The 26979-nt window shown below is 68.3% G+C and carries 23 protein-coding genes and 1 tRNA gene; 7 read left to right on the forward strand and 17 right to left on the reverse strand.

Annotation, left to right across the window (positions count from 1 at the left end):
* Nucleotides 1–109 precede the first annotated feature (109 nt).
* Nucleotides 110–3991 carry a Pls/PosA family non-ribosomal peptide synthetase gene (locus LDL21_RS20905; protein WP_225281480.1) on the forward strand — a complete coding sequence of 1294 codons (3882 nt, stop codon included), beginning with the start codon at nucleotides 110–112 and terminating at the stop codon, nucleotides 3989–3991.
* A complete protein-coding gene (locus tag LDL21_RS20910; protein WP_225281481.1) occupies nucleotides 3991–5322 on the forward strand; it encodes a M1 family metallopeptidase in 1332 nt (443 codons plus the stop codon). The genes LDL21_RS20905 and LDL21_RS20910 overlap by 1 nt, the downstream gene beginning before the upstream one ends.
* On the opposite strand, the gene LDL21_RS20915 is transcribed toward LDL21_RS20910, so the two are convergent.
* Nucleotides 5307–5492, reverse strand: a complete 186-nt coding sequence (locus tag LDL21_RS20915; RefSeq protein ID WP_067495829.1) for a hypothetical protein — start codon at nucleotides 5490–5492, stop codon at nucleotides 5307–5309. The two genes, LDL21_RS20910 and LDL21_RS20915, sit on opposite strands and share 16 nt — an antisense overlap.
* 38 nt (nucleotides 5493–5530) lie before the next feature.
* Entirely contained in the window at nucleotides 5531–5986 is a 456-nt protein-coding gene (locus LDL21_RS30090; protein ID WP_225281409.1) for a DUF2752 domain-containing protein, read from the reverse strand.
* A 190-nt stretch (nucleotides 5987–6176) separates the two neighbouring features.
* Here LDL21_RS30090 and LDL21_RS20925 point away from each other — a divergent pair, with 190 nt between their 5' ends.
* Together LDL21_RS20925 and LDL21_RS20930 are read left to right on the forward strand one after the other, a co-directional pair.
* Nucleotides 6177–7265 carry an alpha/beta fold hydrolase gene (locus LDL21_RS20925; protein WP_225281410.1) on the forward strand — a complete coding sequence of 363 codons (1089 nt, stop codon included), beginning with the start codon at nucleotides 6177–6179 and terminating at the stop codon, nucleotides 7263–7265.
* Between the two features lie 147 nt (nucleotides 7266–7412).
* A complete protein-coding gene (locus LDL21_RS20930; protein ID WP_225281411.1) occupies nucleotides 7413–8303 on the forward strand; it encodes a hypothetical protein in 891 nt (296 codons plus the stop codon).
* On the opposite strand, the gene LDL21_RS20935 is transcribed toward LDL21_RS20930, so the two are convergent.
* From LDL21_RS20935 to LDL21_RS20945, 3 genes are read right to left on the reverse strand one after another with little or no spacing between them, the layout of a single operon-like run.
* Nucleotides 8300–8668, reverse strand: coding sequence for a hypothetical protein (locus LDL21_RS20935; RefSeq protein ID WP_225281412.1), 369 nt, complete (start codon nucleotides 8666–8668; stop codon nucleotides 8300–8302). The two genes, LDL21_RS20930 and LDL21_RS20935, sit on opposite strands and share 4 nt — an antisense overlap.
* A 59-nt stretch (nucleotides 8669–8727) precedes the next feature.
* Nucleotides 8728–10092, reverse strand: a complete 1365-nt coding sequence (locus LDL21_RS20940; RefSeq protein WP_225281413.1) for an alpha/beta hydrolase family protein — start codon at nucleotides 10090–10092, stop codon at nucleotides 8728–8730.
* Nucleotides 10093–10100: 8 nt separating this feature from the next.
* Nucleotides 10101–10673: an ArsR/SmtB family transcription factor gene (locus LDL21_RS20945; protein ID WP_225281414.1), complete on the reverse strand. Its 573-nt coding sequence runs from the start codon at nucleotides 10671–10673 to the stop codon at nucleotides 10101–10103.
* A 250-nt stretch (nucleotides 10674–10923) separates the two neighbouring features.
* Between LDL21_RS20945 and LDL21_RS20950 the strand changes: the two genes are divergently transcribed.
* A complete protein-coding gene (locus LDL21_RS20950) occupies nucleotides 10924–11310 on the forward strand; it encodes a DUF4189 domain-containing protein (RefSeq protein WP_225281415.1) in 387 nt (128 codons plus the stop codon).
* 150 nt (nucleotides 11311–11460) lie between these two features.
* Here LDL21_RS20950 and LDL21_RS20955 read toward each other — a convergent pair.
* The 5 genes from LDL21_RS20955 to LDL21_RS20975 form a co-directional block, all read right to left on the reverse strand.
* Nucleotides 11461–11533, reverse strand: a tRNA-Thr gene (locus LDL21_RS20955).
* 67 nt (nucleotides 11534–11600) lie between these two features.
* Entirely contained in the window at nucleotides 11601–11873 is a 273-nt protein-coding gene (locus LDL21_RS20960) for a hypothetical protein (RefSeq protein WP_225281416.1), read from the reverse strand.
* Nucleotides 11874–12018: 145 nt separating this feature from the next.
* The gene (locus LDL21_RS20965; RefSeq protein WP_225281417.1) at nucleotides 12019–13218 is read right to left on the reverse strand and encodes a DNA polymerase III subunit delta'; all 1200 of its coding nucleotides are present in this window, start codon (nucleotides 13216–13218) and stop codon (nucleotides 12019–12021) included.
* Between the two features lie 365 nt (nucleotides 13219–13583).
* Entirely contained in the window at nucleotides 13584–16517 is a 2934-nt protein-coding gene (gene topA, locus LDL21_RS20970; protein ID WP_443678048.1) for a type I DNA topoisomerase, read from the reverse strand.
* A gap of 268 nt (nucleotides 16518–16785) precedes the next feature.
* The gene (locus LDL21_RS20975; protein ID WP_011206895.1) at nucleotides 16786–16992 is read right to left on the reverse strand and encodes a cold-shock protein; all 207 of its coding nucleotides are present in this window, start codon (nucleotides 16990–16992) and stop codon (nucleotides 16786–16788) included.
* Nucleotides 16993–17426: 434 nt separating this feature from the next.
* Between LDL21_RS20975 and sftH the strand changes: the two genes are divergently transcribed.
* The gene (sftH, locus tag LDL21_RS20980) at nucleotides 17427–19817 is read left to right on the forward strand and encodes a DEAD/DEAH box helicase (protein WP_225281418.1); all 2391 of its coding nucleotides are present in this window, start codon (nucleotides 17427–17429) and stop codon (nucleotides 19815–19817) included.
* A 297-nt stretch (nucleotides 19818–20114) separates the two neighbouring features.
* Here the strand turns inward: sftH and LDL21_RS20985 are convergent, their stop codons facing one another.
* The 7 genes from LDL21_RS20985 to ssd all read right to left on the reverse strand — a co-directional run bounded on the left by LDL21_RS20985 (nucleotide 20115) and on the right by ssd (nucleotide 25674).
* Nucleotides 20115–20672, reverse strand: coding sequence for an Rv3654c family TadE-like protein (locus tag LDL21_RS20985; protein WP_308017154.1), 558 nt, complete (start codon nucleotides 20670–20672; stop codon nucleotides 20115–20117).
* Nucleotides 20669–20983, reverse strand: a complete 315-nt coding sequence (locus LDL21_RS20990; RefSeq protein WP_225281420.1) for a TadE family type IV pilus minor pilin — start codon at nucleotides 20981–20983, stop codon at nucleotides 20669–20671. The genes LDL21_RS20985 and LDL21_RS20990 overlap by 4 nt, the downstream gene beginning before the upstream one ends.
* Nucleotides 20984–21024: 41 nt before the next feature.
* Complete coding sequence (locus LDL21_RS20995) at nucleotides 21025–21234, reverse strand: DUF4244 domain-containing protein (RefSeq protein ID WP_067495857.1); 210 nt, start codon at nucleotides 21232–21234, stop codon at nucleotides 21025–21027.
* A 72-nt stretch (nucleotides 21235–21306) separates the two neighbouring features.
* Entirely contained in the window at nucleotides 21307–21930 is a 624-nt protein-coding gene (locus LDL21_RS21000) for a type II secretion system F family protein (RefSeq protein ID WP_225281421.1), read from the reverse strand.
* Between the two features lie 279 nt (nucleotides 21931–22209).
* A complete protein-coding gene (locus LDL21_RS21005; RefSeq protein ID WP_308017155.1) occupies nucleotides 22210–22794 on the reverse strand; it encodes a type II secretion system F family protein in 585 nt (194 codons plus the stop codon).
* A 613-nt stretch (nucleotides 22795–23407) separates the two neighbouring features.
* Entirely contained in the window at nucleotides 23408–24589 is a 1182-nt protein-coding gene (locus LDL21_RS21010; protein WP_225281422.1) for a TadA family conjugal transfer-associated ATPase, read from the reverse strand.
* Nucleotides 24589–25674, reverse strand: a complete 1086-nt coding sequence (ssd, locus tag LDL21_RS21015; protein WP_225281423.1) for a septum site-determining protein Ssd — start codon at nucleotides 25672–25674, stop codon at nucleotides 24589–24591. The genes LDL21_RS21010 and ssd overlap by 1 nt, the downstream gene beginning before the upstream one ends.
* Nucleotides 25675–26125: 451 nt before the next feature.
* Between ssd and LDL21_RS21020 the strand changes: the two genes are divergently transcribed.
* A complete protein-coding gene (locus LDL21_RS21020; protein ID WP_225281484.1) occupies nucleotides 26126–26905 on the forward strand; it encodes an HAD family hydrolase in 780 nt (259 codons plus the stop codon).
* Nucleotides 26906–26979 lie beyond the last annotated feature (74 nt).

Here is a 26979-nt window from a genome sequence, read left to right on the forward strand (position 1 = left end):
CTCCCGGTACCGTTGGCAACTGGTGACCATCCCGTTTGCCCTCCGGTAACCCGACCGTGAAACAACAGACACCGATGGGGGTCAACCGATGAGAGGTGGACTGAGCACGATGCTCGAGCCACGCACCGAGGGCCCGGCGAACCGGCGGCACGATCCGCTGCTGCGCGCCGATCTGGCCGCGCCGCCACGCACCCTGGTCGACATTCTCACCAGCACTGCCCTTGCCCACCCCGACGCGCCCGCGATCGACGACGGCACGACCGTGCTCAGTTACATGGAGCTGGTCGCCGCGATCGAAGCCAGGATGACCGAGCTCGCCGAGGCCGGGGTCCGCCCGGGCGACCGGGTGGGCGTGCGGATGCCCTCGGGCAGCGCCGCGCTGTACGTCACCATTCTCGCGGTGCTCTACTGCGGTGCCGCCTACGTGCCCGTCGACGCCGACGATCCGGAGGAACGTGCCCGGCTCGTCTTCGGTGAGGCGCGGGTGAGCGCGATCGCGACCGCCGCGGGCATCGAGTCCGACACCGCCGTCGCGGGCAACGGTCACAGCGATCCGCACACCCTGCCCACTCCCGCCGACGATGCCTGGATCATCTTCACCTCCGGTTCCACCGGCACCCCGAAAGGTGTTGCGGTGACCCACCGCAACGCCGCCGCGTTCGTCGACGCCGAGGCCAGGTTGTTCCTGCGCGACGCCCCGATCGGTCCCGGCGACCGCGTGCTGGCCGGCCTGTCGGTGGCGTTCGACGCCTCCTGCGAGGAGATGTGGCTGGCATGGCGCAACGGCGCCTGCCTCGTTCCCGCCCCGCGCGACCTGGTCCGCACCGGCGCCGATCTCGGGCCGTGGTTGATGCGCCGCGAGATCAGTGTCGTCTCCACAGTGCCGACACTGGCCGCCACGTGGCCCTCGGATGCCCTGGAATCGGTGCGGCTGCTGATCTTCGGTGGCGAGGCCGTGCCGCCGGAGCTGGCCGAACGTCTGGCGGGTGCCGACCGCGAGGTGTGGAACACCTACGGCCCCACCGAGGCGACGGTCGTCGCGTGCGCGGCGCTGCTCACCGGTGAAATGCCGGTGCGCATCGGTCTGCCGCTCGACGGCTGGGACCTCACTGTCGTTGACCCGCAGGGCAATCCGGTACCGACGGGCGAAACCGGTGAACTCGTGATCGGCGGTGTCGGCCTGGCCCGCTACCTCGACCCGGCCAAGGATGCCGAGAAGTACGCACCGCTGCCGTCGCTCGGTTGGGAACGCGCTTATCGCAGTGGCGATCTCGTGCGCAACGACCCCGGGGGCCTGATCTTCCTCGGCCGCGCCGACGATCAGATCAAGATCGGTGGCCGCCGCATCGAACTCGGCGAGATCGACAATGCCCTCCAGCATCTGCCCGGCGTGAGCGGTGCGGCCGCCGCGATCCGGACCACCAAGGCGGGCAACAAGATCCTCGTCGGCTACCTCACCGGCGCCGGACCGGATTTCGACGCCAAACAGGCCAGAAAGATACTGGCCGAACAACTTCCGGCACCGCTGGTCCCGCGCCTCGCCGTGGTGGCAGACCTGCCGACGCGCACCTCCGGCAAGGTCGACCGCGACGCTCTGCCGTGGCCGCTGCCGAGCACCGACGACACCGCCGACCACGGGCTGAGCGGCACCGCCGCCTGGGTCGCGGGACTGTGGGACGCCATTCTCGGCGCCGAGGTCACCGATCTCGACACCGACTTCTTCGATGTGGGCGGCGGTTCGCTCTCGGCCGCCCAGCTGGTCGGCGCGCTGCGTGAGCGGTATCCGCATGTCACCGTGGCCGATCTCTACGATCATCCGCGCCTGGGTTCGCTGGTGCAGTTCCTCGACGGCAGCGCCCCTGTCGCCGCCGTCGACGCGCGGGTGGTGGAACCGACTCCCCTGCGCGCTCAGCTCACCCAGGTACTGGCCACCATCCCGCTCACCACGCTCACCGGGTTGCAGTGGGTCACCTGGCTGGCGGTGGTGTCGGCGATCGCCGGCTGGTCCGGTTCGCTGCCGTGGCTGCCCCGGTTGTCGTGGTGGTGGATCGTGCTGGCGTTCGTGCTGTTCATCTCGCCGATCGGCCGGATGACACTGTGCGTGGCGGGCGCCCGCGTGCTGCTCGCCGGGTTGCGCCCCGGCACCTACCCGCGCGGTTCGTGGGTGCATCTTCGCCTGTGGGCGGCCGTGCGGCTCTCGGAAGCCAGTGGCGCCGAAAGTCTTTCGGGCGCACCGCTGATGGTGCCGTTCGCGCGGGCGCTCGGTGCCAAGATCGGCAAGGGCGTCGACTTGCACTCCCTGCCGCCGGTCACCGGCATGCTCGAACTCGGCGACGGCGCGAGCGTGGAACCCGAGGTCGATCTGTCCGGTTACTGGGTCGACGGCGACCGCGTGCACATCGGCGGCATCACCATCGGCGACGGCGCGGTGATCGGCGCCAGGTCGATCCTGCTGCCCGGAACCAAGATCGGTAAGCGGGCCGAGATCGCGCCCGGTTCGGCGGTGTCCGGCAAGGTCAAGGGCGAACAGGAATGGGCGGGCTCACCAGCGGCGAAGACCGGTAAGGCGCCGCGTCGCTGGCCCGACCACTCCCCCGAGCGCGCCAGGCACTGGCTGATCGTGTTCGGCCTGTCGTCGATGGCGCTCGCCGCGATGCCGGTGCTCGGCCTGGCCGTCGGCGGCACGTTCATCGCCTGGTGGGTCCGCGAGGAGACGACCATCGGCGCCGCCGCCCTGCGCGGCTTCGCGATCCTGCCGGTCGCCACCCTGCTCAGCCTCGGTGTGTACGCGGTGGCGACCGTGATCGCGGTCCGCCTGCTCGGCATCGGCCTGCGCGAGGGCTACCACCCGGTGCGCAGCCGCACGGGCTGGCAGGTGTGGGCCACCGAACGCCTGCTCGACTCGGCCCGAACCTTCCTGTTCCCGCTGTACGCCAGCTTGCTCACCCCGATCTGGTTGCGGCTGCTCGGCGCGCGGATCGGCAAGAACGTCGAAGCCTCGACGGTGCTGTTGCTGCCCAAGTTCACCGTGGTCGCCGACGGTGCGTTCCTGGCCGACGACACCATGATCGGCAGCTACGAACTCGGCGGCGGCTGGCTGCGCATCGGCGAGGCCAAGGTCGGAAAGCGCGCCTTCCTCGGCAATTCCGGGATGACGGCGCCCGGTCGCCGGGTGCCGAAGAACGGGCTCGTCGCGGTGCTGTCGGCGGCGCCGAGCAAGGCGAAGGCCGGGTCGTCGTGGCTGGGCAGCCCGCCCGTGCGGTTGCGTCGCGCGGCCGAATCCTCCGATACCTCTCGCACTTTCGACCCGCCGCTGCGGTTGAAACTCGCGCGCGCGTTCGTGGAGACCTGCCGGCTGATCCCGGTGATGGTGACCTTCGCCATCGGCCTCGGCGTGCTGTTCACCATGGCCCTGATCGCCCAGCACAGCGACTATCTGGTCGCGGCGCTGCTGTCGGGTCTGGTGCTGATGGTGGCGGGCGCGGTGGCGGGCATGATCGCCGTCGCCGCGAAATGGCTGCTGGTAGGCCGCATCCGGGCCGTGGAGCATCCGCTGTGGAGCTCGTTCGTGTGGCGCAACGAGGTGTCGGACGCCTTCGTCGAGACCGTCGCCGCGCCCTGGTTCGCCCGGGCCGCCACGGGTACCCCGGTGATGAATCTGTGGTTGCGCGGACTCGGTGCCAAGATCGGCCGAGGGGTATGGTGCGAATCCTATTGGCTTCCGGAGGCAGACCTGGTGACACTCGGTGACGGCGCGACCGTGGAACGCGGCTGCGTGGTGCAGACCCACCTGTTCCACGACCGCATCATGTCCATGGACACGGTGACCCTCGACGCCGGCGCGACCCTCGGCCCGCACTGCGTCGCCCTGCCCGCCGCCCACATCGGCGCGGGCGCCACCATCGGACCGGCCTCGCTCGTCATGCGCGGCGACGTGGTTCCGCCCTCGACCCGCTGGTGGGGCAACCCCATCACGCCCTGGGCCAGTTGATGCGCTCGTTCTACGAGGACCCGATCGACGTCTACCTCCCGCAGAACGGCAATCGCGGCTACCGGGTGTCGCGCTACGAGCTGGAGCTGAGCTACAAACCGGCCAGCAATCGGCTGGCCGGGCGCGCGGTGATCATCGCGGTCACCACCGAGGTCCGTTCGTCGTTCACCCTCGACCTGTCCCCCGCGCTAGGGGTGTCGAAGGTGTTCGTCAACGGGTCCAAGTCGGTGAAGTTCAGTCATCAGCGCAGCAAGCTGGCGCTCACCCCGCAGCAGAAGATCCCGGCGGGCGGGGTGCTCGAGATCGCTGTCCACTACTCGGGCACGCCGAAACCGGTGCGCGGTCCGTGGGGCGAGGTGGGCTGGGAGGAACTCACCGAGGGCTCACTGGTTGCCAGCCAGCCCAACGGCGCGGCGTCGTGGTTCCCCTGCGACGACCACCCGAGTTCCAAAGCGTCCTACCGTATTTCGATCACCACCGACAGCCCGTACTACGCACTGGCCAACGGCACCCTGATGCGTAAACAGGCCAAGGCGAGCCAGACCACCTGGGTGTACGAGGCACCCGAACCGATGGCCAGCTACCTGGCGACCATCCAGATCGGCAACTACCGCAAGTACCGCGTGGGCAGTCCCGGCGAGCCGGTGCCGATGCAGGCCATCGTCCCGCCGCGCCTGCGCACGAACTTCGAGCACGACTTCGCGCGCCAGCCGCAGATGATGGCGTTGTTCACCGAGAAATTCGGGCCGTACCCGTTCGAGAACTACAGCGTGGTCGTCACCGACGACGATCTCGACATCCCGATCGAGGCACAGGGCATCTCCATCTTCGGCGCCAACCACTGCGACGGCAGGCGCGGCGCCGAACGACTCGTCGCCCACGAACTGGCACACCAGTGGTTCGGCAACAGCCTCACCCTGCGGCAGTGGCGCGACATCTGGCTACACGAAGGCTTCGCCTGTTACGCCGAATGGCTCTGGTCGGAGGCCTCCGGCGGGCCGGGCGCCGATCAGCTGGCGCGCGCCGCGCACGCGAACCTCGCCCGCCAACCGCAGGACATCATCGTCGGCGATCCCGGCCCGGCGGACATGTTCGACGACCGCGTGTACAAGCGCGGCGCCCTCACCCTGCACGCGTTGCGCCTGGAACTGCGCGACCACCTGTTCTTCCAGCTCATCCGCGAATGGACCGCGCGCTACCGGCATTCGTCGGCGACCACCGAGGACTTCGTCGACCTCGCGGGCCATTACAGCGTCGCGCCGCTGCGCGGGCTGTTCGCGGTGTGGCTGGGCACCAAACCGTTGCCGCAGCTGCCTCAGAACACCAAGTAGCGCTGGGCCAATTCCTCGACGAGCGGGTCGTCGGCGGGCACCATCTCGAGTGCTTCCAGATCGTCGGCCACCGAGATGTGGCGGTTGTCGTCCTGCTCGGGGTCGGGCCCGTCCTCGGCGAGATGACGCTGCAACTTCTGCCGGACCCGGTCCTTCAGTGAATCGCGCATAGTTCCAGGTTGCCCGTCGACCCGCGCGCACGCCAGCCTCAGACGGGCGTGAGCCAGGTTCCCCACGGGGTGTTGCGCAGCACCGAATACCCGATGAGCAGGCCGAAGAATGTCCACACCGTCACCGGGCTCAGGCCGGGTAACCGCCAGCCTTGCCCACGTCCGGCGCGCAGGAACCAGTCGACGACGAAGGCCGCGAACGCGAGGGTCAGCGGCAGCGCGAGCAGGTTGCTGTGCAGGGAATCGATGATGCGGCCGTCGGTGAGGTTGTGCATCGCGCGCATCCCGCCGCAGCCGGGGCAGTACACCCCGAACATCGCGTACACCGGGCACAGGCCGTAGGAACCCTCCACGTGCGGGTCGCGGAAATGCAGCAGAGCCAGGGTGCCGATTCCGAGACCTGCGGCGATCAGCGGCGGCGCGAACCGTCGCCAGGCCGGCGCCGGGGTGCTGGCTGCGCCGGAAATCCCGGTCGCGACGTGCGCGTTGTCCACCCTCTTACGGTAACGGCGCCCGCTGGGGGCCGCCACAACGCCTGTAATTCCCCGGCCGCCTCGGACGATTTCACAAGGTAAGCAGGTGTCGATACCCACTCGGCAACAAATGGGACACTCTGACCCGCTAACACTAGCTAGCACGCAAGCTCGCACTGTACGGTGGCCTACGACACAAAGGAGTGCCGATATGCTTGCGAAGTCGATGATGACGCTCGCGGCAGCGCGTTCCACGGTCTCGAGTTTCGAGTCCGGCGCACTGACCGCCCAGTTCCGTGCCGGGCTGCGTACCCGCAGTTTCGCCACCGCGAAACTCAACGCCCCCGCCGCCCCGCACCGGGTCGTCCCGGTCACCACGGCCGACGGAGCCGAGCTCCGGGTGCACGTCTACGGCGACGACACCGCACCGACGCTGGTGCTCATCCACGGCTGGGCGTGCAGCATCGAGTACTGGAACCCGCAGATCAGCGCCTTCGCCGACAGCTATCGCGTGGTCGCCTACGACCAGCGCGGCCACGGCGAATCGACGCTCGGCACCGCGGCCCCCAGCGAGCACACGCTCGCCGACGACCTCGCCACCGTCCTCGAAGCGACCCTTCGCCCCGGTGAGCAGGCCGTACTCGCCGGTCACAGCATGGGCGGCCTGACGATTCAGGCCTGGGCCAAGCATCATCCGGAGCAGGTCACCGAGCGAGCCGCCGCCGTGCTGCTGGCCAACACCGCCAACTCCGACATCCGCGCCGAGACCGACCTGCTGCCGCTGCTCAACAAGCAGCTCACCGTAGCCACCACCCCCGTGACCATCCTCGGTGCACCGATTCGGATGCCGCAGCAGATCAGCGAAACCGTGCTGTTCACGCCGGTCCCGATTCCCGGCGGCTGGCTCACCGAGCAGGTGTTCCGCTACCGCATCCTCACCCCGGCGGCGACCGCCGACGAGATCGACTTCGCGATCGGCATCATCCGCTCGTGTCGTCCGCTCGCCCGCGCCCGGCACGCCGCGGCCATGGCCGACATGGACCTCACCGCGGGCACCGCCAACCTGACGGTCCCCACCACGGTGATCGCCAGCGCCCAGGACCGCCTCCTCCCGCCGCGCATGTCACGGCCCATGGTCGAGGTCCTGCGCCGCTCCGGCCACCTGACCGACTTCCACGTCCTGCCGCACGGTCACCTCAGCAATATCGAAGACACCGACGCCTTCGACACCGCCCTGCGCCGAATTTTGCGCACTGCCACGAACTCTCGGTTCACCCGAGGCGCGACCGCCACGAGCTGACCCGAGCTTGCTCTTCCTGAGTCCGATCAACGGCGATCGGCTCAGGAGGACCCGCCACCGAAGGCCCTCGACCGTCGCGGTCGAGGGCCTTTCCAGTTCCCGGCTCTGGCATGATCGAGACGACTCGCCCGACTGTTCGGAGGGCTGATGTACGTCTACACGAATCTGTCCGCGGCACTGCGCGACAAGACCTCGCCGCTGCGCGAGTACCTGCACAGCCGTTATCCGAATACCCGCGCCGTGCAGGGTGCTTATCGTCGCGCGGCCGGACCGCTGCTCGTCGACACGGGCGGCGCCAACCCCGCCACGCTGGGCGCAGCGTTCGACTTCGAGGTCCGGTTCCTGCTCGTCCCCGACCATGAGCCGGTGCTGCCGCTACTCGGCTTCTTCGGTTTCCCGCAGGAGTCGGCGGTGATCGAATCGGTGATCGAGACCGCCCAGGCCGCGGTCGCCTCGACGGCCGAGGACGTCGACCGGCTCGGCCGCGCCTGCTGGGCACTGGCCCTGTGCACGGATGTGTACCGCCGCGGCCTATTGCGCGAATCCGCCCTCGACAACCTGCTCAGAACGGGCCGCTTCACCCCCGACCACCTGCTCGCCCTTGCCCCACCCGACGCGATCCGCCAACTCTGGGAACTGCGCGGCCTCGCCGAAGAACACCTCTTCCCCCACCTGGGATCCCCGACATACCCCGGCCCCACGTTCGACGCATCGGTCCTGTGCAACGCCGACGCCGACCTCATCAGCGCCCACACCCTGCTCGACCTGAAAACACATCTGGGCCCGAAGAATCAACGCACCGGCATCCGCTCCGACGCCCTGACCAGCAACGACCTGTACCAGATCATCACCTACGCCCTCTTCGACCACTCCGATGCCTACCACCTGACCGAGGTAGGCATCTACTCCGCCCGCTACGCCCATCTGGAAACCTGGCCCCTCACCCACCTGCTGGCCATCCTCGCAGGCACCGACATCGACCTCACCGAGGAACGCGAAACGGTCTGGAGGCTCCTCGGTGGGCCGCTGCGTTCCTAGTCGCGATACACCACGACATAGGCGTTGGTCGCGGTCCCGACGCTGTAGGGCCCGATGCACGAAGCCGATCCCTGCCCCGTCGCCTTGATCGCGCCGCTCCACGAGCCCTGGTAGGGCCCGATTCCCATGAGCGGGAACGCATTCGGGATGCCGGCCAGTCCCCAGCATTCGACGATCAGGCTGTACTCGCGACTCGCGGGTGCACCGGTGTCATGACAGCTGACCGAAGCGCCGACCAGATCGCGGGTGACAACACAGTCCTGTGGGCCCGCGTGCGCGGCGCCGGAACCGACAACAGCCGAGAACCCCACCACCGACGCTGCGGCGGCGGTGAGGCGAACTGCCGCGATCACTGATTTCCTCATACGGAATCTCCCTTGGCTCGTTATATAGCAGTCGGGCATATCGTTAGCGTTGTTACACATCAGGGCGACAGCAGTCCCCAGTACAGGGCCCACAGGGTGAATCCGATGCCGCCGACGACGACCAGTACCCATCGGACGCGCGCACCCTTCCCCGCGCCCTCGAGTATGGACCCGCGTCGGGCGATGAGGTAGACCAGCGAGCACACCGCACACACCGCGATCACCTGCAGGGCCAGCCAGGGCAGCGTGCGACCGAACAGCAACGGTCCGAACGAGGTCGCCCTGGTCGACGCCACGTACAGCACCTGCGCGATCGTGCCGATGATGCCTGTCCCCGCTGTTGTCACCAGCAGGCGTGCGACTCCGGCTCGCGGCAGACGCCAGGTACTGGCAAATCCGGTGCACGCGTAGCCGAGCAGGGCGAACACGGTACCGAGGAAGAGCACCGACAACGCCGTCGGCGATGCCCACCACGCCTGTGGTTCCAGCGGTGTCACCGAATGTGCTTGCGGGGCAGGTTCATCCGAGTGCTTGCCCGCTGATCCGGGCAGGCCTTTCACCCAATCGCCCACGAGCCCGGGGTATCCGGGCGCCAGGTCCGCACCCTTGTCGAAACCGTCGGTGGTCGTGAAGGCGCCGTGCTGCGCATCCGTCAGCGTGCGCAGGGTGTAGTCGGTTTTCCCTACTCGATCGAAGGCGTCGCGGAACCCGCGCAGACTGTCGCCGGGTGGGGTGAGCCGGTCCTTGTCGCCCCAGATGGCGAGCACCGGCTGCCCGATGGTTTCCAGCACCGGCACCGGATCGTAGTACGCCTGGGCGAACAGACCCGCGGCCGCGCTGACACGAATCGCGTTGCGACCCAACGTATCCACCATCGAACCGCGCACGCCCGCAGCCCCGAACCGGGTCTCGTTCGCCCAGGCCTGCTGCGCCGCCGGGGCACCGGCATTCGCACCGACGACGATCAGGAATGCGACGTCCTGCGAACGCGAAGCAGCGAGCGGCGCAACCCATCCGCCTTCGGACAAACCCCACAGACCGACTCGTGCGGGGTCCACTTCGGGTCGATCGCGCAGGGCCGCCGCACCCGCGAGGGCGTCATCGGCGAGCAGCGAGTAGTCGCGGTGCGCCGGTGTGTAGTCCTCCGTTCGCTTCTCGTACCGGAGCGTGACGATGCCCTGACGTGCGAAAGCAGTTGCGATCTGCGCGTATTGAGGACTGCGTCCATCGCCGGATCCGTGCACGAGGACAACTCCCGGCAGCCCGGTGGCACCCACCGGGGCGTGCACGGTGGCCGTGGTTGTGGTGCCGTCGAAGCGGGTGAAGGTGATGTCGGTGGTGGTGGTGTGGTCGGCGCCTGCTGGCGGCGCGAAGGCGACGAGAGCCGCGATCATGCTGGTGAGCAGGATGATTCGGGTGATCATGCGGGTTCCTACTCGTCCATCCCCGGTGCGGGGAACGCGATGAAACGGGTCAGCACCCGGCGCGCCCCAGGCCGGTTTTCGGCGTGCGTGGCCTGAAAGCGTTTGAGCAACGCGAGATACTCCTCGCAGAAGGCGTCGAGTTCCTCGCGCGTCGCATAGATCGCCCCGCGCGAAAACGGCATCACGTCACCCCACTCGCCGAGCCTGTCCCGCTCGGCCTGGAACCGCCCGAACAGCTCGACATCCTCAGCGATGTGCTGCGCCACCAACCCCTCGAGCAGCTCGCGCATCTCCGGCGATTGCGACTTGTCCAGCCGATACCGCAGATCCTTCGGCGGCGACCGCCACCACCGCTCCTTCCCCTTGGCCAGCTCCGGCGCCTCCTCGATGAACCCGTGCTCGGCCAGCTGCCGCAGGTGATAACTGGTAGCCCCCGTGTTCTCCCCCAAAACCTCAGCCAACCCCGTAGCGGTCGCCGGTCCCTTCTCCGCCAACGCCCGCAGAATCCGCTGCCGCAGCGGGTGAGCCAAAGCCCTGAGCGCCACCGGATCCGTAATCTCCCTGGGTTCCACACCGTCCATACATGCACACTAGTCTTTGCAAAGCATTCTGTGCAAAGAACGATATGCACACATCCTCGAATGGGACGCTGCGACCTCTGGCACAGGCGCCCGAAAATCAAAGGAAGTACGCGATCGACCCTGCGAGGCAGTCACCAGGCAGCTCCGCAGCCCCCAGCAAGCTGAGATGTGGCAACCTGCGCAGCGCGGGCGAGGCGAAAGCCAAGAAGATTCAAACGGATCGTTAAGTCCGTAGCGGCAACCTGATCACATGAATTCTCTAGCAGGACAGTTGGTTCCGCCGATCGCCATAGCTCTTGCCGTCGCCGCGCCGACGATCGTGCTCGCCGCACCAGCGCAAGCGGACAGCATCTACTACGGATCCATCGCCATCTCGGAATCGACCGGGACCACCGGACGTTCGTGGAACTACGATTCGGCCTACGACGCCGAATCGGCTGCAGTCGACTCCTGCGATGTATCCGACTGCTACGCCTACGTGACCGTCGAGAGCGGATGGTGCGCCGCCGTGGCACTGGCAAGCGATGGCACGTGGTCATGGGCACGGGCAGGCAATCGCGCAGAGGCCACCGCGAACGCCGTCGGGGTTTCATCCGGCCCGAACCCGATCGTCCAGTCCTCAGTGTGCCAGGACTAGCCCCGGATACAGGCACGGCGCTCTGCGGAGCCCAAGCGGAATCAACTACTCGGATTCGGCAGCGCCTCGCGTGGCTTCGCCAGGCGACCATTGTTCGGCCAGAATCGGCAAAGGCCCTCTCCGGAATCCCGGAAGGGCCTTTGACCTCGGAGCCGCCTGGGGGAATCGAACCCCCGACCTTTTCATTACGAGTGAAGCGCTCTACCGACTGAGCTAAGGCGGCGTACCTTTCGGCGGTGCGAGTCTATCGCCTCGGGGTCGGAACGCGAAAACCGCTGGTCATTGTGGGGTCAGCAAGAAGGTTGGAAGGGGTAGCAGGAGGGGGGTGTGAGAGGTGGGGCCGGCGGAATCGGGGTGGCCGACGGCTCCGGCGCGATCACGGTGGTGGGCGTGCTCTCCTTCTCCGGCGACTGCATGTTGAGGGCGGTCAGAACTGCCAGGAAGAGGAAGGCGCCGACGACGACTGCGGCGAATACCCACAGGATCGGCGTCGGCGCCGCGCTGCGATAACCGTGGACGTGCAGCGAGCGGTAGCGACCGGGGCGGGAACGTCGCCTGCTCATCGATTCGGCCCTGATCTCCGAGACGCCACCTCGAACGCTCCCCCGCCGGTGCCCCATTCCATGGGGAAAGTATGCCGGTGCGTCCGGCGGGATTCATCGGATCCGGCAGCGAAGGTTTGGGTGAAATAGCCAGGGCGGCAACAGGTCAGGTGAAGCGGGCGGCGATGAGGGTGGCGACCATGGCGGCTACCGCGAAGCGGGGTTTGACGTTGAGGTCGAGGGCTTCGCGGCAGGCGAGTACGGCGTCGATGCTGCGGAGGAGGCCTTCGGGGCGGACCGAGGCGGCGAGGTCGGTGATCTCGTCGGCCATGTCGGGGTGGGTGAGGGTGATGGCGGCGCCTCGGCCGGCGAAGCGGAGGGCGAGGGCGTCGCGGTACATGCCCGCTACGTCGATGAGGGCGCGGTCGAGGGCGTCGCGGCCGGTGCGGGTGGCGCGGGATTTCTGGCGGCGTTCGAGTTCTTTCAGTACGCCTGCCGAGCCGCGGGTGGCCGTGGCCGCGCCCTTGCCGGTGCCGCCCGCACCGAGGGCGGTGGCGAGTTCGTCGCGTTCGCGGTCGTCGCGTTCGGAGCTCATCTGTTTGGCTTCGTCGTCGGCCGATTTCACCAGTTCGTCGGCGGCGGCGTAGGCGGCACCCGGGCGCTCGGTGGCCTTGACCAGGGCGAGGGCGCGCTGACGGCGTTTGCGGGCGTCGTCGTCGGTGGCCAGGCGACGCGCCCGGCCGACGTGCCCGCCGCTCACCGAAGCGGCCCAGTCGGCGGTCTTCGCATCGAGCCCGTCGCGCTCTTTCAGCACTTGCGCGATGGACGGCACCGACGGCGTGACCAGGTGCACATGCCTGCAACGCGAACGCAGCGTGACCGAGATGTCCTCGGGGTCGACCGAGGGCGCGCACAGCAGGAAGACCGTGCGGTCCGGCGGTTCCTCCACCACCTTGAGCAGCACATTGCCCGCCGCCTCCGTGAGACGATCGGCGTCCTCGACCACGACTACCTGCCACCGGCCGGTACTCGGGCGCCGCGAGGCGACCTGCACGATCTCGCGCATCTCCTTCGTGCTGATGCTGAGGCCTTCGGGTACGACCCGACGCACGTCACCATGCGTTCCGGCCATCGTGGTCGTGCAGGCATGGCACCTACCGCAGCCGACGGTCTCCGGGTCCGTGCACTGCAGAGCCGCCGCGAAACACAGCGCGGCGATGGAACGCCCGGAGCCGGGCGGCCCGGTGAAGAGCCAGGAATGCGTCATCGCACCGGTGACGACACCGGCCCGCGCCGCTGTGGCGGCAGCGGTCAGCTCGGTCTCGACCACGTCCTGGCCGACCAGTCGATCGAAGACTCCTGCCACGGCACACACCCTAGTCGCGCGCACCGACAACCTCGAGAGCGGTGGCCGGCAGCCGCACCCTGGCGCAGAACCCGCTCACGGCCGCCGCTCGTCAGCCGCACGGAGTTACCGCCGCGATCGGGCGACACCGCCGAACACCGTCAGCCGCGCTCGCTGAGCGCTGCCCCAAGCGCCGCTGCCCAGCCGTTGAGAACGTCGAGCCATCACTCACCGTCAGCCGCCACGGCCCGAACTGTCGAAGAACGTGCTCCTCGCCGTCCGCGTCCTCGCGTCTTCCGACGAATCCCTGCGCACCCGCATGGAACTGTTCCAAGCCGATCGCCTGCTTCATCGCCGAACCCGTCCAGGGCGAGGGCGCTCGCGCGTCAGTCCTCGCTCGCCCCAGCACTTTTCGATGCCGCCTTCTTGGCAGGGGCCTTTTTCGCAGCAGTCTTCTTCACGGTCGTCTTCTTGGCTGTGGTCTTCTTGGCCGCCGTCTTGGTCGCCGTCGACTTGGCCGCGGTCTTCTTGGCGGGCGCCTTCTTGGCCGCCTTCTTCGCCGTCGCCTTCTTCTTCACCGGGCCCCGCGCGCGCCGTTCCGCCAGCAACTCGGAGGCGCGCTCGTCGGTGATCGACTCCACTTCGTCACCCTTGCGCAGGCTCGCGTTGGTCTCACCATCGGTGACGTACGGACCGAAACGGCCGTCCTTGATGACCATGGGTTTGTCAGTGGCCGAATCCTTGCCGAGCTCACGCAGCGGTGCCGCGCTCGCCGCCTGCCGCCCACGCCGCTTGGGTTCGGCGTAGAGCTTGAGCGCCTCGTCCAGGGTGACGGTGAACAACTGCTCTTCCGATGCCAGCGAACGGGAGTCGGTGCCCTTCTTCAGGTATGGGCCGTAGCGGCCGTTCTGTGCGGTGATCTCCTCGCCCGAGGTGGGGTCGTTACCGACCACGCGCGGCAGCGACAGCAGCTTCAACGCGTCGTCGAGCGTGATCGTCGACAGATCCATCGACTTGAACAACGACCCGGTGCGCGGTTTGACCTCCGCGGCCTTCTTCGTCGTCTTCTTCGCGGGCGCGGCGGCCGGGTCCGGCGCGGGCGGTTCCGGCAGGATCTCGGTGACGTACGGCCCGAAACGTCCTTCCTTGGCGACGATTTCGTGCCCGGTGGCCGGGTCGACGCCGAGCGAACGACCTTCCTGCGGCGTCGAGAACAGCTTCTCGGCGACCTCGGGAGTCAGCTCGTCGGGCGGCAGATCGTCGGGCAGGTTGGCGCGCTGCGAGATCGGATCACCGTCCGGGTCATCGGGATTGACGACCATGCGCTCCAGATACGGCCCGAAACGACCGACGCGGACCACCACGTCGCGGCCCTCGTCGTCGACGAACATCTTGATCGAGTTCACTTCGCGCGCGTCGATGTCGTCGAGCTGCACGGAGACCATCTTCTTGAGGCCACCCGAACGCGCGACCGAACCCTCGGCGCCGTTCTCGCCACCGAAATAGAAGCTGGACAACCAGTTTCCGCGCTGCTCGCGGCCACCGGCGATCGCGTCGAGATCGTCCTCCATGGCGGCGGTGAAGTCGAAGTCGACGAGCCTGCCGAAGTACGCCTCGAGCAAACCGATCACCGCGAAGGCCACCCACGACGGCACGAGCGCACTGCCACGCTTGTACACATACCCACGATCGAGAATCGTCTTGATGATCGAGGAGTAGGTCGAGGGGCGGCCGATGCCGAGTTCCTCGAGCGTCTTGATCAGCGATGCCTCGGTGTAGCGGGCGGGCGGGTTGGTGCTGTGGCCGTCGGGGTCGAGTTCGACGGCGGTGACCGCCTGGCCTTCTTCGAGCGCGGGCAGGCGCGACTCGGCGTCGTCGGACTGGCCGCCCGCCTCCTCGTCGACACTCTCGACATAAGCCTTGAGGAAGCCGGGGAAGGTGATGGTGCGGCCCGAGGAGGAGAACACGCACTCCTCACCGGAGCGTGCGGTGCCGGTGATGCGCAGGGTGAGCGTGGTGCCGCGCGCGTCGGCCATCTGCGAGGCGACGGTGCGCTGCCAGATCAGCTCGTAGAGGCGGAATTCGTCCTGGTCGACCTTCGACGCGAGCTGGCCCGGCGTCATGAAGGTGTCACCCGACGGGCGGATCGCCTCGTGTGCCTCCTGCGCGTTCTTGACCTTGCGGTTGTACTGACGCGGCGTGGGTGACACGTACTCCGCGCCGTAGAGCTGGGTGGCCTGCGAGCGGGCCGCCGCGATCGCCGACTCCGACAGCGTGGTCGAGTCGGTTCGCATATAGGTGATGTAGCCGTTTTCGTACAGCCGCTGCGCGACGCGCATGGTGCGCTCAGAGGTGAACCGCAGCTTGCGGCCCGCTTCCTGCTGCAACGTCGAAGTCATGAACGGCGGATACGGTTTGCGCGTGTACGGCTTGGCCTCGGCCGAGCTGACCACCAGGTCGACACCGTCGAGCGACTCGGCGAGCCGGCGCGCGTAGGCCTCGTCCAGCACCACGACACCGGAGGCCGACTTGAGCTGACCGTCGGAACCGAAATCGCGACCCGACGCCACGCGCGCGCCCTCGACCTGCACCAAGCGGGCGCCGAAGGTACGCGGGTTGGTGGAATCGGACTTCTCGTCGGGGCCCGCGTCGAGCTTGGCGGCGATGTCCCAGTACTCGGCGGAGCGGAACGCGATGCGCTCACGCTCACGCTGCACGATCACCCGGGTGGCGACGGACTGCACGCGACCGGCCGAAAGCCGCGGCATGACCTTCTTCCACAGCACCGGGCTGACCTCGTAGCCGTAGAGCCGGTCGAGGATGCGGCGGGTTTCCTGCGCGTCGACCAGGTCGTTGTCCAGGTCGCGGGTGTCGGCGGCGGCCGCGAGGATGGCGGGCTCGGTGATCTCGTGGAAGACCATCCGGCGCACCGGGACCTTCGGCTTGAGCGTTTCGAGCAGGTGCCAGGCGATGGCCTCGCCCTCGCGGTCGGGGTCGGTGGCGAGGTAGAGCTCGTCGGCGTCGGCCAGCAGGCCCTTCAGCTCGGCGACCTTGGCCTTCTTGTCGGGGCTCACGACGTAGATCGGCTCGAAGTCGTGATCGACATCGACACCGAGGCGAGCCCAAGGCTGGCCCTTGTATTTGGCAGGCACGTCGGCGGCACCGCGTGGGAGGTCGCGGATGTGGCCGACGGAAGCTTCGACGGTGTAGTTGCGGCCGAGATAAGGCGCGATCTTGCGGGCCTTCGTCGGGGACTCGACGATCACGAGACGACGCAGGGGTCGCCCCTGGTCGGCTGAACTGCGGTCTCGTGTTGCCACCGGCGAACACCTTCCTTCTAGATCCGCGCCTCGGGAGGTCCGCTCGGAGCGCGGCTGGGGCAGACGGCGCGACGTTCGACATCGCCACCAGTGACGTTTATACCCTGCGCCCATGGGAAGAAGCGCCGTCGGCGGCTGGCGCCGGGGTTTTCAGGTGCGCGTGCTCGCGTGTCCCGGGTCTGCCGTTCTGGCCGATCGTACCCGGAAATGGCTCGTCCCCCACCTCCGCGCACGGGGGTGGGGGACGGGCGTAGTTGTGTTTCGCAGCTCAGGAGAGCGCGCGAACGCCGGTGGCCTGCGGGCCCTTGGTGCCCTGGCCGACCTCGAACTCGACCTTCTGGTTTTCCTCGAGGGTACGGAAGCCCGACCCCTGGATCTCCGAGTAGTGGACGAAGACGTCAGCGGAGCCGTCCTCGGGCGCGATGAAGCCGAAGCCCTTCTCCGCGTTGAACCACTTCACAGTTCCCTGTGCCATTCTGTTCCTTCTCTTTCTTACCGGAACGGCGGACAACTGGGTTCGTCCACCGGGTCCGTTGAGACCGCTGTACTGTTGGATCCCCCTGCAAGGAAAACCTGAGCACGGCGTTCGCAACATCGATCCTGCTGATGGTTGGACTTTGGATCCGTACCTCGAACACAGAAGCTTGCGACCGAGACCCAGTGAACCATGTCTCCGAGCAATTCAACAGTCGAGTTACCGACAATTTGCAAAATTCTTGATCTTGCGAATGCGCAGGTAAGGGGACGATTGGGTGTATCCGTACTTTCAGTCTGTTTGCTTAAGGATAACCGGGTGAGCTTCCAGCAAACCTCCTGTGACCCAGGTCGCTATTGGGTTACGAAAACCCAGGTGGCCCTCGGCGCACACACACGTTTCACACTTCCGATGTCGCATGAGAGGGCAACCGGATGAATCCGACAGGGCGGACCGAGCTCCGCGCGTCGTCCGCGGCCGAAAGCTACGGTCGATCGTTGCTGAATCGTGTCCTGCTCGATGCGGCATCGAGCACTGGTCCGCTGACCCACGTCGCGGAGCTGCCCGCGCGGGCGGCCCATACAACGGTCTGGCCGGATTGGGTGCCGTCGGAGCTGGTCAGCGCGCTGAGTGCACAGGGAATCGAGCGGCCGTGGGCGCATCAGACGCGGACGGCCGAGCTCGCCGCCGCGGGCGAACACGTCGTCGTGAGCACCGGAACCGCCTCCGGTAAGTCCCTCGGATACCAGTTGCCGGTCCTCACCGCCCTGCGCGAGGACCCGCGCGCGACCGCCCTGTACCTGTCCCCGACGAAGGCTCTGGGTGCTGATCAGTTGCGGGCCGTCGGCTCGCTGATCCACGACAACCCGCTGCGCGAGGCCCATCCGGCGAGCTACGACGGTGACACTCCCGCCGAGGTCAGGCAGTGGGTTCGGGCCAATGCGCGCTGGATCTTCACCAATCCGGACATGCTGCACGTCGGGGTGCTTCGGTCGCATCAACGCTGGTCACGGGTCTTGCGCAACCTTCGGTACGTGGTGGTCGACGAGTGCCACGCCTACCGAGGGGTGTTCGGGTCGCATGTCGCGCTGGTGCTGCGCAGGTTGCGAAGGCTCGCACGGTTCTACGGTGCCGACCCGGTGTTCATCCTGTGCTCGGCCACCAGCGCCGATCCGGCCGAGTCGGCGAGCCGGCTCGTGGGGGCGCCGGTCACCGCCGTCACCGAGGACGGTTCACCGCGCGGCGCGCGCACTGTCGCCCTGTGGGAACCGCCGTTGAGCGCCGTGGTGACCGGGGAGAACGGGGCGCCTGTTCGGCGTACCGCGACGGGCGAGGCCGCGAAGATCATGGCGAGCCTGGTGGCCGAAGGCGCGCGGACGCTGACCTTCGTGCGTTCCCGGCGCGGAGCCGAGTTGATCGCGCTCGAGGCGCGCCGAGTCCTCGCTGATACCGCACCTGAGCTGCGAGAACACATCGCCGCGTATCGCGCGGGCTATCTGGCCGAGGACAGGCGGGAGCTCGAGCAGGCGCTGTCACGCGGCGACCTACTCGGCGTGGCGAGCACCAATGCGCTCGAGCTCGGTGTCGACATCGCCGGACTCGATGCCGTCGTCATCGCCGGTTTTCCGGGCACGGTCGCATCCTTCTGGCAGCAGGCGGGCCGGGCGGGCAGGCGTACACAGGGTTCGCTGGTGGTGCTCGTCGCAACCGACGATCCCCTCGACACCTATCTCGTGCATCACCCGGAAGCCCTCCTCGACCGACCGATCGAGGCGACGATCACCGACCCGTACAACCCGTACATCCTCGGTCCGCAACTGCTGTGCGCCGCACTGGAACTGCCGCTCACCGATGCCGAGGTGATCGAGCTCCGGGCCGCCGACGTACTCGCTGAACTGGCCGAACAGGGTCTGATCAGGCGCAGGCCCGGATCCGGGCGCCTGCCGGCGCGCTGGCATGTGACCGCGCAGAGTCACCCGCACGACGCCGTCGATGTGCGCGGCGGACTCGGCACGCCCATCGCGATCGTCGACGCCGAGAGCGGGCGGTTGCTCGGCACCGCCGACGCCGGCCGGGCACCGGCGACCCTGCACGACGGTGCTGTGCACCTGCATCAGGGCGAGACCTACCTGGTCGACGAACTCGACCTGGATGGTGGCGTCGCGTTCGTCAACGAGGTGGATCCCGGATTCACGACCAGCGCCAGACAGGTCACCTCCATCAGCATCGAAGCGGTGCTCGAGCAGCGGATATTCGGGGCGGTTACGACGGCGTCGGCGCAGGTCGCGGTGACCAGCCAGGTGATCGGCTACCTGCGCACGCTGGTGACCGGCGAGGTGCTCGACCAGGTCGAGCTCGATCTGCCCGCGCAGACCTTGCACACCAAGGCCGTCCTCTACACCGTGACGCCGGGGTTGCTCGCCGCCGCGGGTATCACCGACGACCAGCTTCCCGGCGCCCTGCACGCCGCCGAGCATGCGGCCATCGGGATGTTGCCGCTGGTGGCGGGGTGTGACCGCTGGGATATCGGCGGTGTCTCCATCGCCGAGCACCCCGATACCGGCGCACCGACGGTATTCGTCTACGACGGACAGCCGGGTGGTTCAGGCTTCGCCGAGCGTGGATTCGCCCAGCTCAGGGCGTGGTTGACGGCAACCCTCGACGCGATCCGCAGCTGCGGGTGCCACGAGGGTTGTCCGTCCTGTGTGCAATCGCCCAAGTGCGGCAACGGCAACAATCCGCTCGACAAAGCGGCCGCCGAACGTCTGCTGGTGGCGGTTCTCGGCGAACTCGCGGGCCATTCCGACGGCTCCGCAACGGTGTGATGCCGCCGTCGCGCCATCGTGACCGCCGCTACACCCGACCGAAAGTTTACTGGTCAGTTGTCCGAATTTGCCCTGACCAGTCCTAACGCCCTGCGTGTTACTCGCCGGTAGAATAAAAAGGAATCTCCTTCCATTAACTGACACATTGCCAATCAGGCATCGATCGTGTTCATCGTCATTTGTTTCATTTTTTTCGCGGCACCTCCAATAAAAGCGCTGGAAATGGCCGGGGAGGCGTTCCGGTAAATTCGAGTTAGTTCAGCACGGAAGCACGCCGACCTGTGCAAACGCGTGGCATCACCCGCTCTCCTCGACCGGGCCGGCCCGCGCCGCGCCGACCACGGACCGCACACCGAACACCCCGAGCCCCACCTGCCGTTCGACAGTCACCACGGCATCCCACTGCGCCACCTCGCACCGTGACACGCGCGCCCCCATCCGCCGCGCGACATCGTCCGCCTCCGCGCACCCCACCTCAGCCCCCTCCACCAAAGCACCCGCAGCGGCCAGCGCCCCCAGATCGGCCGCCGCCTGCACTCGATGCCGCGCCACCACCACGGCACCGACCTGCCCCACCATCAAGGTCGAACAAATCAGCCCCGCCAACGCCACGCACGCGAAAACTGTCGCACCACCCTGGTCGCCTCCCGAAGCTGCGGACCGGTACCGCCGCCGGTTGCGGGAGGCCGAGCCACACCGGGGTCCGGCCAGACGGCGGCTGTGCGGCCCCTGGCCGTTCGGGTGACGCAGAGCCTGGGCGAGTGCGGTGCGCATCGGTCCTGAGTCACATGGGCAGGGAGAACAGGCCGCGTGGTCGATAGATGGCGTGTCCCGAGGTGGGATCGGTGTGGTCATGGCTGGGATCCGGGTTCGATGACGGCTACCGCTTCGGCTCGGAGGTGCAGGCCGGGGAGTAGTGGGGTGGTTGCGGCGACCGTGGCGGTGACGCGGTCGCCGTCGTCGCGGAGTTCGACGGTGGCCCCGGGTGGCGCGACGGTGCGGCCTGCGGCGATGGCGTGGGTGGTGTCACCACGTGCGGCCAGGCGCGCGGTTTCGCGGGCGGCGTCGACACAGCGCACCTGGGTCGACGCCGCGAGCAGCGCGCCGACGCAGAGAGCGACCGCGCATACGAGGGCGGCGAGGGCGATGGCGGCCTCGACCGTCACCGCTCCCGTCTCATCGGCGAGACCGTCAGTGCGACAGCGATTTACACGCTTGTGTTGAGCGCCTTGTCGATGATCGACGTCAGCGCGTTGACGATGTTGTCCCCCGTGACCACCGCGTAGAGCACCGCGCCGAAGGCGGCCGCGGCAATGGTCCCGATCGCGTATTCCGCCGTCGACATCCCGGCGTCGTCGAAGAGCAGACGGGTGAAGCGGGCTCGGACCTCCAGGCAGACGGTGCGTACGTGCGTCATCGTGATCCCCTCTCATTTCCCACCGCGCGGACGATCCGCCCGGTGACGTTTCGTGGCCCGTGTGGCGGGCGTTCACGGCAGGCCGCCGTTGCCGAGGACCCGGCCCGCCAAACCGACTACGACCGGGACGATCCCGAGGCAGACGAAGGCGGGCAGAAAGCAGAGACCGAGTGGTCCGCCGATCAGTACCCCCGCACGTTCGGCGCGTGCCACGGCGGCGTCTTCCACCACTTCGCGCCGCTGCGTTGCCAATTCGGCGACCGCGGTGGCAAGTGAAGCGCCCGACCGGGCCGAGCGTCGCGCCATCCGCGCCAGCGACTCGACTTCGTCGGCACCCGCGGAGCCGACCGCGTCGGCGGCGGCGCGCTCCCATGCCGTGGTGGCGTCGGCGCCGAGCGCCAGTAGGTCGGCGGCCCTCAGCAGAGCCGCGCATAAGACCGGTGGTGCGGTGGGAGCGCTGGCTCGTGCGGCTGCTGCCATCGGCAGCCCGGCGCGCAGACACGCGGCAAGCAGATCGAATGCCGAAGCCGACCCCAACGGGTCCGCCTTCGCCGTCTGCCGCACCGGAGCCAGTGCCGCCACAGGTCCGAATCGTCGCAACCTCCGACTGACTGCCACCCTCCCGGGCAATACCAGCAGTGCAACAGCCAGAATCAGCACCGCGAGCGGTAGCGGCGCACCGAAATCACGCTGCACAACAACCCCTTTCACTCGACATCGACAACCGTCCACACCGATCCACAGCTCTGTGCACAGTCCGCAACCGCTGGTGGGCCGACTCTGGGTCGGCGCGTGGGCGGTGCACGTCTCGCCGGGTCGGCGCACTCCGGCTCGAGTCGGCACCGCGCAGGCGGACGAACACATGCGGCCGGCTCCCGCCCGGCGAACATGAACGCGCGTGTGCACTCGTCCTGGGTGGGGACACCCTCCACAGCAGTTCACAAGTCGGCAGTGACTCGAGAATCACCGGAACGCTCATGCCGTCCCCCTTCGGGTGATGACATCCGTCCACAGCAGTCCACAGCAGGCCAAGGCGGTGCCGAGGGGCAGGAGGAATTCACCTGCGGGAGAAGCGAAGAGGACGGACAGGGGTGCGGCACCCATCAGCTGGCCGAGTCCTATCCCTACGAGCGGGAGTCCGGCGAGGACCGTGGCGGAGGCTCGGGCGCCCGCCAGCGCGGATTCGGTGCGGTCGCGAAAGCGGGTACGGGCGAGGAGGTCGGTGCGGGCGGCGGAAAGGAGTTCGGCCAGCGCCAGGCCGTGTTGCTCGGCGACGCGCCAGGCGGTCGATATCCGCGACAGCTCTTCGGCGACAACGGAATCCGGATGCACCAATCCATCGGCGCCCGAACCACCGAGACGGCTTCGACCCGCGCTGATCGCAAGCACGCGCGCCGCCTCACCCCGTGACTCGCCCGCAGCCGATTCCGCCGCCGCGCTCGGGTGAGCTCCGACCCGCAGCTCACCGACGACAGCTTCCAGCCCGGCCAGCAGATGCGCGCATTCCTGCCGACGCTCCCGCTCAGCCCGCCCGCGCCGATTGCGCACAGCGACAGTCACACCGAGTATGAGCGCGGCCGACCCCGTTCCGACGCCGAAGCCGAAAGCCGCGCACCCGACCAGGATTCCTGCACACCACTCCACAGGCACACGCGGCAACCGGCTCCGCTGCCCCACCTCGAACAGCCGCCCGAACCTCCGCTGCCCTCCCGAAACCGGAAGCACAAGCATCGCGACCGCACAGCAGAGCAGTCCAACGCCCACCTCTCTCACCTCCACTCACGTTTCGCGACAACACGTTCGACAAGCAGCTGTTGTCCACAGGCGCCCACATCGGTTGAACATCTCTCGCCCGTCGACGGAGCCGCATACGCATACGTGCCGTTCGGCGGCAACCGAGGAGAATCCACTTGCAGGGTTGCGCCGGTGGGCGACTCACCCTCGAGAGCTCTGTGCACGTCACCCTTGGGAGCTCTGTGCACGTCACCCTTGGGAGCTCTGTGCACGTCACCCTTGGGAGCTCTGTGCACAACTCGCGACGAGCTTCTCGAGGCGGCGACGCAGCAGGCCGAGGTACGCGCGTCCTCGCGCCTCGTCTCGCCACTCGGGAAGGTGCGGACCGAGGTCGGGTGTGTCCGGCGCCGATGACCGGCGAGGCGGGCAGATCGCTCACTCATGCGAGCCTCGATTCCAGAAGCCGGGCCAGTTCCGGAGCGCCCGGGGTCGGGGCCGCATCGGAACGCCAGGCGGGGGTGATGTGGATGGAGTCGGTGTCGCGCTGGAGGATCCCTATTTCCCGGAGGCCTCGGGTGCCGTCGGCGCGGCGGTGCACGTGCAGGACGACCTGGACCGCCGCGGCCAGCTGACTGTGCAGAGCCGCGCGGTCCATTCCACCCAGGGCGGCAAGGGCTTCCAGCCGGGCAGGAACTTCCTGGGGCGAATTGGCGTGGACCGTCCCCGCGCCGCCGTCGTGACCGGTGTTGAGAGCGGTGAGCAGATCGACGACCTCCGCGCCGCGGACCTCACCGACGACGATGCGGTCGGGGCGCATCCGCAGCGCTTGACGGACCAGATCGCGAACGGTGACCTCGCCTACTCCTTCCACATTGGCCGTGCGCGCAACCAGGCGCACCACGTGCGGATGTACGGGTGCCAGTTCCGCGGCGTCTTCCACGCAGACGATCCGCTCGGCGGGATCCACGGCCGCCAGCAGCGCGGACAACAAGGTCGTCTTTCCCGCACCGGTTCCACCGACCACGAGGAATGCGAGGCGGGCGCGCACGATATCGCCGAGAAGCGCACGGGCCGCGGGAGGTAGCGAGCCGGCGGCCGCGAGGGCGTCGAGACCCTGGGTGGCTGGGCGCAGGACACGCAGCGACAGGCAGGTGCCGTCGTGGGCGACAGGCGCGAGGACGGCATGCAGCCGCACGCCGAACGCATCGCCGAGGGTCGCCTCGGTGCCGGTGAGTTTGCCGTCCACCCACGGCTGGGCGTCGTCGAGCCTGCGACCCGCCGCCAGGGCGAGACGCTGGGCGAGCCTGCGCACTGCCGCTTCATCGGCGAAACGCACGTCGGTGCGCTCGAGGCCGTGGCCACGATCTATCCACACCGCATCGGGTCCGGTGACCAGAACATCGGCCACCCGCGGATCGTGCAGCAGCGGTTCGAGCAGGCCGGCGCCGGTCATCTCGGTCTGCAGCAGACGCAGGGCGCGCAGCAGGTCGGTGTCGGCGAGGACACCGCCCGCTTCGGCCCGGATCGCGGCGGCGAGTTGGGCGGCATCGGGTGCGCCCGCGTGCTCAGCGAGGCGTTCGCGGACCCGCTCGAGCAGGTCGACGGTGACGAACGTCGTCATCACACCTCAGCCCCGACCATGGCGAGGACCGCGTCGGCCGCGTCGCGCAGCGGACCGCGCCTGCGCACGCTGAGCCCGCCGCGTTCGAGCCGCGCGGCCAGCCCGGCCTGTCCACGCACGGCCGCGAGCAACGGCAACCCCAGCACCTCGGCCACCTCCGCGCCGCGCAAACCGCCCGGTGCCGGGCCGCGAACCACCAAGCCCCGGTTCGGGTTCCGCTCGCCGAGATACGCCGACACCACCTCGGCGGCGGCAACCGAACGCAACCGGGCGGGCACGACGAGAACGACGAGATCGGCGGCATCAACCATCACGTCGGCCGCCGCACCGCGCTCCCCCGACACATCGCAGACGACCAGATCACCTGCGGACCTACCGGATTCGATCACCGCACGCACCGCCGCGGGCGCCAGCTCGGCGGGCGGACCCGCGCGCCCACAGGAGAGCACAGCCAATCCGGGACAGGCGGCGGGCAGCGCGTTGTGCAGCGCGGCGGCGGAAACCCGCCCGTCCTCGATCACCAGGTCGGGCCAGCGCAGCCCGGCGACGTTCTCCATCCCGAGCACGAGGTCGATGCCACCGTCCAGGGGCGCACCGTCGATGAGCACCGCATCGCGCCGCACACGCAGCGCCGCACCGCGTAAGGCCGTCGCGGCGGCGAGCGTCGACGCGCCGGCTCCCCCACCCGCACCGGTCACGGCGACGACCACCCCCTCCCCGGTGCGCGACTCGGCATGCTCGGCGAACTGCTCGACCAGCGCGACTGCCGCGCCCGGCAGCCCGACGACGCGTTCGGCACCAACGGCGGTGGCGGCCTGCCAGTCGGCAACGGCCGGTTCACCTTCGGTGACGAGCACGATCCCCGCCCGTCGCGGGCAGCCCGCCGCGGCGGCGGCGATCGCGGCATCGGTGTCGAGGATCACCAGGCCCGCGCTCGCCCAGGCGTGCCTGCCGACGGGCATGTTCCGTTCGTCGGTCACCCGCTCGGCGGCCGCGGCCACGCGGCGCACCTCGGCGCGCAGCCGTTCGTCGCGCACGAGCACGAGGGCGGGCGAGATCGGAGCGGAGGCGGGGGCGAGGTTCATGCGGTTCAGCGTGCTCGCGGAGGACCTCGGCCGACACCCGTCGAACGGCGATTGTGGATAACTCGCGGGGTGTGGATAACTTCCGAATACGCTGCCGGATGAAACTAATCGTCCTGAAAATAGAGGACGGCCCCAGCCGGGGGGGAGGAGGCTGGGGCCGTCGGGTTCAGCCCCGGGGGGTCGGGCTGAACGCGCCTGGACCATGTCCAGGTGCCAGCAATACTACACCCATCACCCGCCGAGGGCGCAAGTAGCGTCGGCCGACATTCTTCGGCGATTCGCGCCCTCCGGCGTCCACGGGGCAAACGCCGAACAGTTGCCTGAGCGGGCGGATCCCACACCCGTCGGTGCGCGTGCCTATCCTGTTGTCGTGACCGCCGATCCCCGCCAGACTCCGCCTACGGACACAAGACTCGATTCCTCGGGCCGTGCGCCGACGGCCGGCGGGCGTGTGGCCGCGTTCTTCGATCTCGACAAAACGGTGATCGCGAAATCGAGCGCGTTCGTGTTCAGCAAACCCTTCTACGCGCAGGGCCTGCTCAACCGCAGAGCCGTACTGGAGAGCAGCTACGCACACTTTTTGTTCCTGCTGTCGGGTGCCGATCACGACCAGATGGAACGAATGCGGGCAAACCTGGCCAACATGTGCGCGGGCTGGGATGTGCAACAGGTGAAATCCATTGTGGCCGAGACGCTTCACGAGTTGGTCGACCCGCTGATCTACGCCGAAGCCGCCGACCTGATCGCCGATCACAAGATCCGCGGCCACGACGTGGTGATCGTTTCGGCGTCCGGCGAGGAGATGGTCGGGCCGATAGCCGAGGCGCTCGGCGCCTCCCACACCGAGGCGACGCGGATGGTCGTCGAGGACGGAAAATACACCGGCGAGATCGAGTTCTACTGCTACGGAGAGGGAAAGGTGGCCGCGATCGAAAAGCTGGCCGCCGCAGAGGGTTACGACCTGTCCCGGTGCTACGCCTACTCCGACTCGGCGACCGACCTGCCGATGCTGAGCACGGTCGGTCACCCGACGGCCGTGAACCCCGACCGCGCGCTGCGCAAGGAGGCCGTCGCACGCGGCTGGCCGGTGCTCACCTTCTCCAATCCGGTGTCGCTGTGGTCGCGGTTCCAGGCGCCGTCGAGCACCACGGTGGCGGCGACAGCGGCGGTCGGACTCAGCGCCGTCCTGGCGGGCGCGATCAGTTACCGGCTGCTGCGTAAACGCCGCTGACCTGCGACGAAGGCTTGGCCCACAAGCACGGATCGCGGACTGACACGCCGAAAACACGCGGATTCGGTAATGCC

It is taken from the genome of Nocardia rosealba, from assembly GCF_020216065.1.
In the GTDB taxonomy this organism is placed as follows: domain Bacteria; phylum Actinomycetota; class Actinomycetes; order Mycobacteriales; family Mycobacteriaceae; genus Nocardia; species Nocardia rosealba.

Coding starts and splice junctions, on each gene's coding strand:
- LDL21_RS20905 (WP_225281480.1), top strand. CDS start 110: ATGCTCGAGCCACGCACCGAGGGCCCGGCGAACCGGCGGCACGATCCG.
- LDL21_RS20910 (WP_225281481.1), top strand. CDS start 3,991: ATGCGCTCGTTCTACGAGGACCCGATCGACGTCTACCTCCCGCAGAAC.
- LDL21_RS20915 (WP_067495829.1), bottom strand. CDS start 5,492: ATGCGCGATTCACTGAAGGACCGGGTCCGGCAGAAGTTGCAGCGTCAT.
- LDL21_RS20925 (WP_225281410.1), top strand. CDS start 6,177: ATGCTTGCGAAGTCGATGATGACGCTCGCGGCAGCGCGTTCCACGGTC.
- LDL21_RS20930 (WP_225281411.1), top strand. CDS start 7,413: ATGTACGTCTACACGAATCTGTCCGCGGCACTGCGCGACAAGACCTCG.
- LDL21_RS20935 (WP_225281412.1), bottom strand. CDS start 8,668: ATGAGGAAATCAGTGATCGCGGCAGTTCGCCTCACCGCCGCCGCAGCG.
- LDL21_RS20940 (WP_225281413.1), bottom strand. CDS start 10,092: ATGATCACCCGAATCATCCTGCTCACCAGCATGATCGCGGCTCTCGTC.
- LDL21_RS20945 (WP_225281414.1), bottom strand. CDS start 10,673: ATGGACGGTGTGGAACCCAGGGAGATTACGGATCCGGTGGCGCTCAGG.
- LDL21_RS20950 (WP_225281415.1), top strand. CDS start 10,924: ATGAATTCTCTAGCAGGACAGTTGGTTCCGCCGATCGCCATAGCTCTT.
- LDL21_RS20960 (WP_225281416.1), bottom strand. CDS start 11,873: ATGAGCAGGCGACGTTCCCGCCCCGGTCGCTACCGCTCGCTGCACGTC.
- LDL21_RS20975 (WP_011206895.1), bottom strand. CDS start 16,992: ATGGCACAGGGAACTGTGAAGTGGTTCAACGCGGAGAAGGGCTTCGGC.
- sftH (WP_225281418.1), top strand. CDS start 17,427: ATGAATCCGACAGGGCGGACCGAGCTCCGCGCGTCGTCCGCGGCCGAA.
- LDL21_RS20985 (WP_308017154.1), bottom strand. CDS start 20,672: ATGACCACACCGATCCCACCTCGGGACACGCCATCTATCGACCACGCG.
- LDL21_RS20995 (WP_067495857.1), bottom strand. CDS start 21,234: ATGACGCACGTACGCACCGTCTGCCTGGAGGTCCGAGCCCGCTTCACC.
- LDL21_RS21010 (WP_225281422.1), bottom strand. CDS start 24,589: ATGACGACGTTCGTCACCGTCGACCTGCTCGAGCGGGTCCGCGAACGC.
- ssd (WP_225281423.1), bottom strand. CDS start 25,674: ATGAACCTCGCCCCCGCCTCCGCTCCGATCTCGCCCGCCCTCGTGCTC.